Origin of the sequence: Actinacidiphila guanduensis, assembly GCF_900103985.1 — a bacterium.
In the GTDB taxonomy this organism is placed as follows: Bacteria; Actinomycetota; Actinomycetes; order Streptomycetales; family Streptomycetaceae; genus Actinacidiphila; species Actinacidiphila guanduensis.
This window is the reverse complement of the sequence record NZ_FNIE01000030.1, coordinates 1-12,567: the sequence shown is the minus strand read 5'-3', so window position 1 is coordinate 12,567 and position 12,567 is coordinate 1. Positions and strand designations below refer to the sequence as shown.

Sequence of the window (12,567 nt, the reverse complement as noted above, 5' to 3'; positions counted from 1 at the left end):
AGCACACAGGAGATCCGTCCAGGGGGCGCTGGCCAGTCTCTTCGCGCAAGGGGAGTGAGATGACAACGACGTCTACCACTGAATCGCTACCGTACAGAGAGGTCACCGACGCCAACGGCCGCGTCTACCGGATCGGCGAGAGCCCCCGGGACATCCTCGGCGCACCGCGCGCGCTGATGGTGTGGCTGCCGTGGGCCGCCATGTTCGGCATCAGCGTCGCCGAGTACGCCTTCGGCTCCGCCGAGGACACCCTGTCCTCGGTGCACCACTGGACCAGCACCAACACCTTCTGGCTGCTGGGCATCTGGACCGTCTTCCAGGCCGCCGTGTCCTACCCCACCGGACGGCTGCGGGAATTGGGGCTGCTCAGCCCCAAGGCCGCCACCATGTCGGGCGCGGTGCTGGCGGGACTGGGCTTCGTCGCTCTCAGCCACGCGCCGAACCTCGCCGTCGCCATCGGCGGCTTCGGCGTCCTCGGCGGCACCGGCTCCGGCATGGTCTACTCGAGCTGCATCAACATGGTCGGCAAGTGGTACCCGGAGAAGAAGGGCGGCGTCACCGGCTTCGTCAACGGCGGCTTCGCCTACGGCTCGGTGCCGCTGATCTTCGTCTTCACCTACATGTTCGACGCCGGCAACTACCACCAGGTCCTCGACCTCGTCGGCCTCTACGTCCTGCTGCTCGTCATCATCTGCGGCTGGTTCTTCCGCGACCCGCCGAAGAACTGGTGGCCGGGCCACGTGGACCCCATCGAGTTCTCGCGCAACCAGGAGGCCAACCCCTCCCTGCGCAAGAACCCGCCGGCGGTCCGTCAGTACGGCACCGGGGAGGCGCTGCGCACCGGGATGCTCCCGCTGATGTGGATCTCCATGCTCATGATCGCCGGTGTGTCGATCTTCGGTATCTCCTTCCAGGTGCCGTTCGCCAAGGACATCGGTTTCGGCCCGCTCGTGGCGGCCTCGTCGGCCGGCATCCTCAGCCTGGTCAACGGCGTGGGGCGCGCCGCGACCGGCTATGTGTCGGACCGCTTCGGCCGCAAGCAGACCCTGGTGGGTGTGCTCGTGATCGAGGGCCTCGCGCAGTTCGGCGTCCTGTGGGCGGGCGACTCCCGCAACGAAGTGCTCTTCCTGATCTTCGCCTTCGTCTCGGGCTTCGGCAGCGGCGGCTTCTTCCCGATGTTCGCCGCACTGGTGCCGGACTACTTCGGTGAGAACAACAACGCCTCCAACTACGGTGTGGTCTACAGCTCCAAACTCGTCAGCGGCCTCGTCGGCAGCGGCCTGGGCAGCATCGTGATCAACGCCTGGGGTTACCACGGCGCCTATCTGCTGGCCGGCTTCATCGGCCTCGGCTCCGCCGCCTTGGCCCTGCTGCTCCACCAGCCGGGCCGCCGCACCGGCAAGACCTCCGAACCCGACCCCCAGCAGATCAGCCCCGAACTGACGTGACGCACGCGGCCGGCCGGGCCGAGACCGGCCGGCCGCCGAGCAACGCCCGGATCGGCAGGGCACCCTACGAACACGGTGCCCCGAGAAGCAACGCCCTGACCGGCTCGGCAGGCGGGACATGCTGCCGCAGGCCGGTTGCAGGCGTGTCGGACGCGTGCCCGACCCCTTCGGCGCCGCGCGCCCACCGATGCGGCCGTTAAGAGCGCGAGGTCCGCCGGTGGCCGTGCCCGCGACGGCCTACGCGTCGGCCTCCGCACGGTCGGCGCGCTCGTGGTAGGAGGCGCGGGTGTGCTCGGTGTGGGCGCGCATGATCCGGGTGGCCGCCGCTTCGTCCTGCGAGGCGACCGCGTCTATCAGCTCGCGGTGCTCCTCCCAGGACTGCATGCCGCGACTGCGGGCGACCGGCGTGTAATACCAGCGGACCCGCTGGTCCACCTGCGCGGCGAGTTCGGCGAGCACCGCGTTGCCCGCCTGGGACATCACCTCGGCATGGAAGGCCGCGTTGGCGGCGACCACCGCGTCCACGTCGTCCTCCCGGACGGCGTCCTCACCGACCGCGCAGAGGTCCTTGAGCCGCTGTATGCCGCGCCCCGACGCGTTCCCGGCGGCGAGGCGGGCGGCCTCGGTCTCCAGCAGCGCGCGGACCACCAGCAACTGGTCGGCCTCCTCCTCGGTGGGCTCGTGCACGAACGCGCCCTGCGCCGGGCGCAGATCGACCCACCCCTCCGTGCTCAGCCGCTGCAGCGCCTCGCGCACGGGCTGCCGCGAGACCCCCAGGTGCCCGGCGAGCTCGGTCTCCACCAGGTGCTGCCCCGGGCGGAGGGCACGCGAGGTGATGAGTTCGAGCAGCGCGTCGTACACCCGCTCGCGCAGCGGGCCCGGCCGCTCCAGCTTCGGCACGGTGCCCTGCGGCAGTCCCGTGGACAACATGGCATCCCCCTGTCCCGAACAGGACGCTTCGACCTGTCTTTTGGCTATCGTCTACAGTCTACTGAGTACATCCTGTGCGGCCCAGCACCCATCCGGGTGACGCTCTTCACATCTCCTGCAAGGGGCTTCCCTTTCCACGCCCGCACAACGACCGGGCGGAGTACCACTGTTGCCCGCCGGACGGGCCGCCGATACCCGGGCGGGGTATCCTCGCAGCGGCCGCGCCTTCGAGAGCGCGCCACCACTTGCACAAGGCGGAACGCGAGACGGGCAGGCGGAACGCGACACGAGCAGAACGCAACACGAGCGGAACGCCAGTCGGGCGGGACCGGAAGGGACGGGCCGTGGCAGGGAGCGGGCAGATCGGCGAGCGGGGCTTCGCCCGGCTGCTGATGGTCTGCGCGGTCCTGGCCGGGCTGTTCTTCATGCACGGCTCCCCCACCGCTGCCGCGGAAGGGTGCCACGGCGCCCTGCCGACGGCCTTGCCCGGCGCGGCAGCGCCCATGTCCACGTCCATGGGCGAGGGCGAGGGCGAGGGCACCACCGCCGTGGCCGCGCGGGCCGACTCGTCCCCGGCCATGCCTCGGCCGGGCACCGCACTCACCGCACCCGCCGTACACGCCGGGGCGCCCTCGATGGCGCACGGGGCGATGTGCGTGTCCACCCCGGCCCGGGCGCGCTTCCTCCTGCCGGCGCACACCCTGCTGGTCGCCGTCGCGGTACTGGCAGTTACGGCCCTGGGCGGACGCGCGGCCGGACGCGCCTGGGCGCGGCGCGGGCAACCGCCGCCGGGCGGCCGCAGCCTCCTGCTCCAGGTGGGCGTCGCGCGGACCTGATCGGGCCGTGCCGGACCGGCCGCAGCGCCGGGCCCGGCCACGCGCCCTGATCGCATCCGCGCCGCGCCGCAGCGGCGCGCGCCCACCCGAAGGACCGGAACTGCCATGTCTGCTGACCCCCGTTCCCCCCGTCCCGCTGTACGCCGCCATGCTCTGGCCGCGGCCGTCGCCGGGCTCGCGCTGACCCTCGCGGCCTGCGGCGGCTCGTCCGGCCACGACTCGTCGATGCCGGGGATGGACCACGGCGCGATGCCGTCGGCCACCTCCATGTCGCCCACGGCACGGGGCGGTTCGGCGCACCACGACGCCTCGATGCCGGGCATGGAACCCATGGCCGGCGGCGACGGCCTGTCCGACTCCCAGGACGGCTACCGCCTCACCAGCGCCGACTCCGCGCTCCCGGCCGGCCGGAAGGCCGCCTACCGGTTCACGGTCACCGGCCCGGACGCGAAGCCGGTGACCGATTTCGCGGTCGACCAGACCGAGCGGCTGCACTTCTACGCCATCCGCTCGGACCTGACCGGCTTCCAGCACCTCCACCCGGCCATGGCCACGGACGGCACCTGGACCGCGGACCTGGCCGCTCTCGCGCCGGGCTCCTGGCGGATGTTCGCCACCTTCACGCCCGGCAGCGGCACCGGCAAGGGCACGGCGTTCGTGCTGTCCCGCACCGTCACCGTCCCGGGCCAGGCATCGAGGACCCCGCTGCCCGCGGCCTCGTCCACGACGACGGTCGACGGGTACACCGTGAGCGTCAAGGGCGCGCTGATGGCCGGCATGGAGCACCCGCTGACCGTCACGATCACCAAGGGCGCAAGGCCGGTCACCGATCTCCAGCCCTACCTGGGCACCTACGCCCACCTGACCGCCTTCCACGAGGGCGACGAAGCCTTCGCGCACCTCCACCCGACCACGACGGTCGACGGTGACCACGGCGGCCCGGACCTGTCCTTCCACGCCGAGCTGCCCAAGAAGGGGAACTGGCGGCTGTTCCTGCAGTTCCGGACCGCCGGCACCCTGCACACCGCCGCGGTGACCCTGAACGTCGGCTGACATCCATGGGCCGGAGGGCGCAGTCCGTTGGGCGGCGCCCCCGGCGCAGTTCCCGGGCGATCCACAGCTGTTGCGGTACGGCGGCCGGGTGGCTCGACAGCGGCCGGGTGGCTCGACGGCGCCCGGAGCCACCGCGGCGAGGCGGTCGGACCGCTTCGGGACACGGCCGATCAGCGCGGCAGCGGCAGGAGTTCGACGTCGTCGGCGCCACCGGGGGGCAGGACGGCCAGGGCGTCGGCGAGGGCGGCGCCCCAGAGCAGGGCCGGGTGGTCGTGGCCGACGGGGGTCGCGAGGCCGTCCTCCACCACGACCGGGACGAGCCAGGTGCGCGACGGGTCCGTCCGCAAGGGGCGGGCGAGCCGGGCGGTGCGGCGGGTGGGGGCCGGACGGCCGGCGAGGGTGCCGAGGAGCGGGATGAGCAGCGTCATGGCGGCGGCGAGCGCGGCGTACGGGTTGCCCGGCAGCCCTACGACGTAGGTGCCGCCCGGGAGTTGCGCCAGCAGCTGCGGGTGCCCTGGGCGGCAGGCGACGGAGTCGACCAGCAACTGGGCGCCCAACTCCCCCAGGGCGGGCCGCAGATGGTCGGCCGGGCCGCGTGAGGAGGCGCCGCACACCGCGATCACGTCCGTCCCGGGCGCGGGCTCCTGCGGCCCGAACCGTCCGGCGCTGCGGGCGAGTTCGGTGACGAGCGGGGCGCGGCCGTCGGGGAGGTACGTCACCGGGCGCGGTGCGCCGCCCGCCCACTCGACCAATCCGGGCAGCAGGGGGCCCAGCGCGTCGCGCACCCTGCCGTGCGGCGGCAGCCCCGAGCGGGCCAGCTCGTCGCCGGTGAGCAGCAGGGCGACCTGCGGGACGGCGTGCACGGTGAGGCTGTCGCAGCCGAGGGAGGCGGCCAGGCCCACCGCCGCCGGGGTCACCACGGTGCCGCGGGGCAGGACTTCGCGCCCGGCGGGGCACTCCTCGCCCGTGTGGCGGATGTGAGTGCGGCTGGTGCCGGGCTGCCGCGGGGTCACCGTACGGGCCCGCACGGTCGCGTGCTCGTACGGGACGACTGCCGTGGTGCCGGGCGGGGTCGGGGCGCCGGTGGCGATCTCCAGGGCTTCGCCGCAGCGCAGGGGCGGGGCGGGCTCGCCTCCGGCGAGGGCGCTTCCCACCAGGGTCCACGGGGGTTCGCCGCGCACCGCATAGCCGTCCATGGCTGCCGTGTCGAAGGCCGGGTGGGGCTGACGGGCCGTCAGGGGGGTCGCCAGGACGCGGCCGCGGGCGCGTTTCAGGGGGACGGTGAGCGGGGGGAGCGGGGTTGCCGCTGTTGCGGCGAGTGCGCGGGCCACCGGCCAGGGGGTTCCTTTCCCGCCCGCCCGCCCCTTGCCCTGCGCTTCTGCTTCCACGGGTGCTGTCACGTCCGGCTCCTTCCTCACGGCTGCCGCCCCGGCAACTCGTCTGCTCCGCCTCGCCAGTTCACCGGCAGCAGCGCCTCCGGCGAACGGATACGCGTCTGCCCCAACCCCGCCGTCCCCGACCGCAGGCCAGTCGGTGGCTTGTCGCGCAGTTCCCCGAGCCCCTGACAAACCTCACTCTTCGAGCGCCCGGAGCCCACCTACGAAAGCGCCCGGAGCCCATCGCGGCCGGAGAGCCGTAAAGCCCCGCATCCGGCTGGGGCGTACGTATTGACCGGCCGTCAGGGAATACTGTAGACAATATTCTGTCGACCGCAAGAGCTCCCCACGACCGGAACGGAGAGCCGCCTGTGAAAGTCGCTGTTGTCGGCGCCGGCGCGATCGGCGCCTATGTCGGAGCCGCGCTCCACCGCGCGGGCGCGGACGTGCATCTGATCGCCCGCGGCGCCCACTTGGAGGCGCTGCGCTCGCACGGGGTGCGGGTGCTGAGCCCGAGGGGGGACTTCGAGGGGCGGCCGCACGCCACGGACGACCCGGCGGAGGTCGGGCCGGTGGACTACGTGTTCCTCGGCCTGAAGGCCAACGCGTACGCGGCCAGCGGCCCGCTGGTCGCTCCCCTGCTGCACGAGCGCACCGCCCTGGTCGCCGCGCAGAACGGCATCCCCTGGTGGTACTTCCACGGCCTGCCCGGCCGGCACAGCGGCCGCCGTCTGCAGAGCGTGGACCCCGGCGGATCGGTGTCGCGAGCACTGCCGCCGGAGCGGGCCATCGGCTGCGTGGTGTACGCGGCCACCGAGCTCGAAGCCCCCGGTGTCGTACGGCACTTGGAGGGCACCCGGTTCTCCATCGGCGAGCCGGACATGACCGTCTCGCGGCGCTGCCTCGACTTCAGCGAGGCGATGCAGGCCGGCGGGCTGAAGTGCCCGGTGGAGCCGGACGTGCGGAACGACATCTGGATCAAGCTGCTGGGCAACATCTCGTTCAACCCGATCAGCGCGCTCTCCCGCGCCACCATGGCGGAGATCTGCCGGCACCCGGACGCCCGCGGTCTGGTCACCGCGATGATGCGGGAAACCCTGGAGGTCGCCGCGCGGTTGGGCAGCCGGCCGCAGATCTCCATCGAGCGCCGGCTGGCCGGGGCCGAGCGGGTGGGCGAGCACAAGACCTCCACCCTGCAGGACCTGGAGCGCGGCAAGCCGCTCGAACTCGACGTGCTGCTGGCCGCCGTGGTCGAACTCGCCGAGCTGACCGGCACCGCCGTGCCCACCCTGCGGGCGATCCACGCGGTCGCCGACCTGCTGAACCGCACCACGTCGAGGAGCCTGAAGTGAACGACACCCGCCGCAAGCGCCGCCGCCCCGCCGAGCCGTACACCCGCATCACCCGTCCGATGGTCCGCGGCGCGGACGGGCAGCTGCACGAGACGAGCTGGCCGGAGGCGCTGGACGCCGCAGCCCGCGGTTTCGCGGCCGTCCGCAGCCACTACGGCCCGGACGCCTTCGGGATGTTCTCCTGCGCCCGGTCCACCAACGAGATGAACTACGTGGCCCAGAAGTTCACCCGCGTGGTGATGGGCACCAACAACGTGGACTCCTGCAACCGCACCTGCCACGCGCCCAGCGTCGCAGGCCTGTCCGCGGTGTTCGGCTCCGGCGGCGGCACCTCGTCCTACGGCGAGGTGGAGGACACCGACCTGATCGTCATGTGGGGCTCCAACGCCCGCTTCGCGCACCCGATCTTCTTCCAGCACGTGCTCAAGGGGATCAGGAACGGCGCGCGGATGTTCGCCGTCGACCCGCGCCGCACCAGCACCGCCGAGTGGGCCGACCGCTGGCTCGGGCCGAACGTCGGCACCGACATCCCGCTCGCGCACGCCGTCGCCCGCGAGATCATCCACGCCGGGCTGGTCAACACCGCGTTCGTGGAGCGGGCGACCACCGGCTACGAGGAGTTCGCCCGCGAGGTCGAACCCTGGACGCTGAGCGCGGCCGAACAGGTCACCGGGGTGCCGGCCGAGGCGATCCGGGAGCTGGCGCACGCCTATGCGACGGCCGAACGCGCCCAGATGTGCTGGACGTTGGGCATCACCGAGCACCACAACGCCACCGACAACGTGCGCGCGCTGATCAACCTGGCGCTGCTCACCGGCCATGTCGGCCGCTACGGCTCGGGCCTGCAGCCGCTGCGCGGGCAGAACAACGTGCAGGGCGGCGGCGACATGGGCGCCATCCCGGACCGGCTGCCCGGCTTCCAGGACATCCTCGACCCCGGGGTGCGGGCCCGCTTCGAGGCGCGCTGGGACACCGTCATCCAGCCGCGGCAGGGCCTGAACCTCACCCGGATGCTGGACGCCATCGAGCGCGGCACGCTGAAGGCGGTCTACTGCATCGGCGAGAACCCGGCGCAGTCGGAGGCCGACTGCGCCCACACCGTGGCCCGGCTGCAGATGCTCGACCACCTCGTCGTGCAGGACATCTTCCTCACTAGGACGGCCGAGTTGGCCGATGTGGTGCTACCCGCGGCGGCCGCCTGGTGCGAGAGCGAGGGCACCGTCACCAACAGCGAGCGGCGGGTGCAGCGGGTACGCAGGGCGGTCCCCCCGCCCGGCGAGGCGCGCGACGACATCGCCATCCTGTGCGACCTGGCCGCGCGGCTGGGCCACGAGTGGAGGTACGCCGGTGCCGAGGAGGTGTGGGACGAGCTGCGCTCGGTCTCCCCCGACCACCACGGCATGACGTACGGGCGGCTCGCCGAGCACCACGGCCTGCAGTGGCCCTGCCCCAGCACCGAAGAGGTCGGACTGCCCTACCTGCACGGGCGGTTGTGGTCCGAGGAGCCCGAACAGCGCGGCCGGCTCGCGCCGTTCGGCATCGTCAAGCACGACCCGCCGGTGGACGTGGTGGACGAGAGCTACCCGCTGCGGCTCACCACCGGCCGGCGGCTGGACTCCTACAACACCGGTGTGCAGTCAGGGGGGTTCGCCTCGCCGCTGCGGCGCGGGGAGAACATCGAGCTGTCGCCGGAGGACGCGGCGGCCTACGGGGTGCAGGCGGGCGAGGTGGTGCGGGTCAGCTCGCGGCGCGGCACGGTGAGCGCGCCCGTGTGGATCGATCCGGGACTGCGGCCGGGCCTCGCCTTCATGACGATGCACTTCCCCGACGAGGTGGACACCAATGTGCTCACCATCGAGGCCACCGACCCGATCGCGGGCACCGCCGAGTACAAGGCGACCGCGGTGCGGGTGGACCCGATAGCGGCCGGGGCGAGGTGAGGGCGGCATGGACCTGCGGTTCACCGACGCCAAGCCGACCGACGAGGAGCGCGCGGCCGTGGACGCCTGCCTGGGCGCGCCCGAGGTCGGCTGGGAGGGCGGGGAGCGCACCGCCGAGGAGCTGCGGTGGGCGCGGGGCGGGCACGCGGCCCGCGCCCGCCGCGACCAACTGCTGCCCGCCCTGCACGCGGTCAACGACCGCGTCGGGTGGATCAGCGAGGGCGCCCTGGACTACGTCTGCCGCCGGCTGACGGTGCCGCCCGCCGAGGGCTACGGCGTGGCGTCCTTCTACGCGATGTTCGCGCTGCGGCCGCGCCCGGCCCGGGTGCTGCACGTGTGCACCGACCTGGCGTGCGCGGCCCGCGGCTCGGCGGCGCTGACCGGCGCCCTGGCGGAGCTGCTCGGCCCGCCCGGCGGCGCCGCCGGCGGGGTGCGCTGGCAGCCCAGCCCGTGCCTGGGCCTGTGCGAGCGGGCCCCCGCCGCCCTGGCGATCCAGGCCGGCGAGCAGGGCCCGCAGGCCCACGGCACCGACGCGGCAGACCTGGCAGACCCGGTGGACCCGGCTCACCCGGCAAACCTGACGGGCTCGGTGGGCCCGGCAGGCGTGGCCGGCACGACAGATGCGGTGCACCCGCCGTACCGGACGGGCCCGGTTGACCGTTCAGGCCTGACGGGTCCGGCAGACCCGAGGGGCCGGGTGGACCGGGCCGGCCTGACAGGTCCGGCGCACCCGACAGGCTCAGCAAGCCCCGCCACAGCAGCCGACGAGGCCCACCCCGCCCACCCGGCCGGCGCCCACGCCCCCGCGGGGTCCGCGGACGCGGAGACGGCGCCGTACTGCACGGCGGTCGTCGGCCCCGCCACCGCCGGCACCGCGGAACTCGCCGCGGTGGCGCCCTGCGCGGCCCCCGAGGAGCCGCCCGCGGCGGCCGCCGTACCGCAGGCCGGGCAGGACGGCCTGGTGCTGCTGCGCCGGATCGGCCGGGTGGACCCGGCCGACCTCGACGACTACCGGGCGCAAGGCGGCTACAGCGCCCTGCGCCGGGCGTTCGCGCTCGGCCCGGCCGGGGTGATCCGCGAGGTGCTGGACGCGGGCCTGGTCGGCCGCGGCGGCGCGGCCTTCCCCACCGGCCGCAAGTGGGAGGCCACCGCGGGCCGCCCCGAGCGCACCCATTACCTGGTGTGCAACGCGGACGAGAGCGAGCCGGGCACCTTCAAGGACCGGGTGCTGATGGAGGGCGACCCGTACGCGCTGGTGGAGGCGATGACGATCGCGGGCTACGCGGTCGGCGCCCACCGCGGCTACCTCTACCTGCGCGGGGAGTACCCGCGCGCGCTGCGGCGGATGGCGCACGCGATCGGCCGGGCCAGGGCGCGCGGGCTGCTCGGCCCGGACGTCCTCGGCCAGGGCTACGCGTTCGACATCGAGATCCGGCGCGGCGCGGGCGCGTACATCTGCGGCGAGGAGACCGCGATCTTCAACTCGATCGAGGGGCTGCGCGGGGAGCCGCGCAGCAAGCCGCCGTTCCCGGTCGAGCGCGGGCTGTTCGGCCGGCCGACGGCGGTCAACAACGTCGAGACCCTGGTGAATGTGCTGCCGATCCTGGAGCGCGGGGCGGCCGCCTACGCGAGCGTGGGCACCGCGCAGTCCACCGGCACCAAGCTGTTCTGCGTGTCGGGCACGGTCCGGCGGCCGGGGGTGTACGAGCTGCCGTTCGGGGCCTCGCTGCGCGAGCTGGTGGAGCTGTCCGGCGGGGTGCCCGAGGGGCGGCGGCTGCGGGCGGTGCTGCTGGGCGGGGCGGCGGGCGCCTTCGTCCGGCCCGACGAGCTGGACATCCCGCTCACCTTCGAGGGCACCCGCGCGGCCGGCGCCACCCTCGGCTCCGGCGTGGTGCTGCTGCTGGACGACACCGTGGAGCTGCCGCGCACCCTGCTGCGGATCGCGGAGTTCTTCCGGGACGAGTCGTGCGGGCAGTGCGTGCCGTGCCGGGTGGGCACCGTGCGCCAAGAGGAGGCGCTGCACCGGATCAAGGACCTCACCGGCGCGGCCGCCGCCGGCGACATCGCGCTGCTGCGCGAGGTGGGGGCCGCGATGCGGGACGCGTCGATCTGCGGCCTCGGCCAGACGGCGTGGAACGCGGTGGAGTCGGCGATCGACCGGCTCGGCGTGTACGCGGGCGCGCTGCCCGGCAGCGGCCCGGCGGCGGGCACACCCGCCGACCCTGTGGACGGAGGCGTTCGATGACCGCGATCCCCTTGCAACTGCCGCGCCGACTGGTGGAGTTCACTCTCGACGGGCAGGAGGTGCGGGCGCCGGAGGGCGCCACCGTGCTGGACGCCTGCCGCGCGGCGGGCACCGAGGTGCCGACGTTGTGCCACGGCGACACCCTCACCCCGAAGAACGCGTGCCGGGTGTGCGTGGTGGAGGTGGAGGGCGCGCGCACCCTGGCTCCTGCCTGTTCGCGGAAGGTCGAGCCGGGGATGCGGGTGCGCACCGGCAGCGAGCGGGTCCGGCACAGCCGCAAGCTGGTCCTCGAACTCCTCGCCTCCTCCACCGACTTGTCCACCACCCCGCACGTCGCCGGCTGGATCCGGGAGTACGGCGCCGATCCTGACCGCTTCGGTCCCGAGGCGGCGACCCGGGCCGGCCGCGAAGCCAAGGTGGACAACGACCTGTACGTGCGCGACTACGCCAAGTGCATCATGTGCTACAAGTGCGTGGACGCCTGTGGCGACCAGTGGCAGAACACCTTCGCCATCGCGGTCGCCGGGCGCGGCTTCGACAACACCATCTCGGTGGAGCACGACGCCCCGCTCACCGACTCCGCGTGCGTCTACTGCGGCAACTGCATCGAGGTCTGCCCGACCGGCGCGCTCAGCTTCAAGACGGAGTTCGACATGCGCGCGGCCGGCACCTGGGACGAGGCCGCGCAGACCGAGACGACGACCATCTGCGCCTATTGCGGGGTGGGGTGCAACCTCACGCTGCACGTCCAGGGCGAGGAGATCGTGAAGGTGACCTCCCCGCACGACAACCCGGTCACGCACGGAAACCTGTGCGTCAAGGGCCGGTTCGGCTTCCAGCACGTCCAGAACAGGGAGTAGGCGCGATGGGACGGGTCACCGAGCGGCGCCGGGTGCTGCGGGTGCGGGGGGAGGCTGCCTCGCACCGCGCGGACACACTGGTCGCCGAGGAGCCGCTCGAAATCCGGCTGGGCGGGCGGGCGTTGGCGATCACGATGCGCACCCCGGGGGACGACTTCGCACTCGCCACAGGCTTCCTGGTCAGCGAGGGCGTGGTCGCCACAGCCGACGAGGTCGCCTCCGTCGTCTACTGCGCCGGCGCCCAAGCCGACGGCTCCAACACCTACAACATCGTCGACGTCCGCCTCGCCCCCGGCGTCCCCGTCCCCGACATCACCCTCGAACGCAACGTCTACACCACCTCCTCCTGCGGACTGTGCGGCAAAGCCAGCCTCGACGCCGTCCGCACCGCCACCCGCATGCCCACCCCCGACCCCCACAACCCCCGCATCACACCCGAACTCCTCAGCACACTCCCCGACCGCCTCCGCGCCGCACAAACCGTCTTCGACCGCACCGGCGGCCTCCACGCCGCCGCCCTCTTCACC

Annotated in this window: 10 protein-coding genes; 8 read left to right on the top strand and 2 right to left on the bottom strand. The window is 73.5% G+C overall.

The genetic code is table 11. From position 1 onward, the window contains the following. Positions 1-59 precede the first annotated feature (59 nt). A complete protein-coding gene (locus BLR33_RS33900) occupies positions 60-1,448 on the top strand; it encodes an OFA family MFS transporter (RefSeq protein ID WP_093788835.1) in 1,389 nt (462 codons plus the stop codon). A gap of 237 nt (positions 1,449-1,685) precedes the next feature. Here BLR33_RS33900 and BLR33_RS33895 read toward each other — a convergent pair whose 3' ends face one another. Further along, positions 1,686-2,378: a GntR family transcriptional regulator gene (locus tag BLR33_RS33895; protein ID WP_093788833.1), complete on the bottom strand. Its 693-nt coding sequence runs from the start codon at positions 2,376-2,378 to the stop codon at positions 1,686-1,688. 344 nt (positions 2,379-2,722) lie between these two features. On the opposite strand from BLR33_RS33895, the gene BLR33_RS33890 reads away from it, so the two are divergent. Both BLR33_RS33890 and BLR33_RS33885 read left to right on the top strand, forming a co-directional pair. Beyond that, complete coding sequence (locus tag BLR33_RS33890; protein WP_245771855.1) at positions 2,723-3,214, top strand: hypothetical protein; 492 nt, start codon at positions 2,723-2,725, stop codon at positions 3,212-3,214. Between the two features lie 105 nt (positions 3,215-3,319). Continuing rightward, positions 3,320-4,267, top strand: coding sequence for a hypothetical protein (locus BLR33_RS33885; RefSeq protein ID WP_093788831.1), 948 nt, complete (start codon positions 3,320-3,322; stop codon positions 4,265-4,267). A 170-nt stretch (positions 4,268-4,437) separates the two neighbouring features. Here BLR33_RS33885 and BLR33_RS33880 read toward each other — a convergent pair whose 3' ends face one another. Beyond that, positions 4,438-5,667, bottom strand: a complete 1,230-nt coding sequence (locus BLR33_RS33880) for a molybdopterin molybdotransferase MoeA (RefSeq protein ID WP_245771854.1) — start codon at positions 5,665-5,667, stop codon at positions 4,438-4,440. A 347-nt stretch (positions 5,668-6,014) separates the two neighbouring features. On the opposite strand from BLR33_RS33880, the gene BLR33_RS33875 reads away from it, so the two are divergent. The 5 genes from BLR33_RS33875 to BLR33_RS33855 form a co-directional block, all read left to right on the top strand. Further along, entirely contained in the window at positions 6,015-6,995 is a 981-nt protein-coding gene (locus tag BLR33_RS33875) for a 2-dehydropantoate 2-reductase (RefSeq protein ID WP_093788827.1), read from the top strand. After that, complete coding sequence (locus tag BLR33_RS33870; protein WP_265737066.1) at positions 6,992-8,935, top strand: molybdopterin oxidoreductase family protein; 1,944 nt, start codon at positions 6,992-6,994, stop codon at positions 8,933-8,935. The genes BLR33_RS33875 and BLR33_RS33870 overlap by 4 nt, the downstream gene beginning before the upstream one ends. A 7-nt stretch (positions 8,936-8,942) precedes the next feature. Then, positions 8,943-11,180, top strand: a complete 2,238-nt coding sequence (locus BLR33_RS33865) for an NAD(P)H-dependent oxidoreductase subunit E (protein WP_093788825.1) — start codon at positions 8,943-8,945, stop codon at positions 11,178-11,180. Then, entirely contained in the window at positions 11,177-12,040 is an 864-nt protein-coding gene (locus BLR33_RS33860) for a 2Fe-2S iron-sulfur cluster-binding protein (RefSeq protein ID WP_093788823.1), read from the top strand. The genes BLR33_RS33865 and BLR33_RS33860 overlap by 4 nt, the downstream gene beginning before the upstream one ends. Before the next feature lie 5 nt (positions 12,041-12,045). Next, positions 12,046-12,567 (top strand): formate dehydrogenase accessory sulfurtransferase FdhD (locus tag BLR33_RS33855; RefSeq protein WP_176930780.1); only part of this gene is annotated, 522 nt, incomplete at its 3' end.

Excerpts from the sequence above, each read along its gene's own strand:
- BLR33_RS33900 (WP_093788835.1), top strand. The coding sequence starts at position 60 with ATGACAACGACGTCTACCACTGAATCGCTACCGTACAGAGAGGTCACC.
- BLR33_RS33895 (WP_093788833.1), bottom strand. The coding sequence starts at position 2,378 with ATGTTGTCCACGGGACTGCCGCAGGGCACCGTGCCGAAGCTGGAGCGG.
- BLR33_RS33885 (WP_093788831.1), top strand. The coding sequence starts at position 3,320 with ATGTCTGCTGACCCCCGTTCCCCCCGTCCCGCTGTACGCCGCCATGCT.
- BLR33_RS33865 (WP_093788825.1), top strand. The coding sequence starts at position 8,943 with ATGGACCTGCGGTTCACCGACGCCAAGCCGACCGACGAGGAGCGCGCG.
- BLR33_RS33860 (WP_093788823.1), top strand. The coding sequence starts at position 11,177 with ATGACCGCGATCCCCTTGCAACTGCCGCGCCGACTGGTGGAGTTCACT.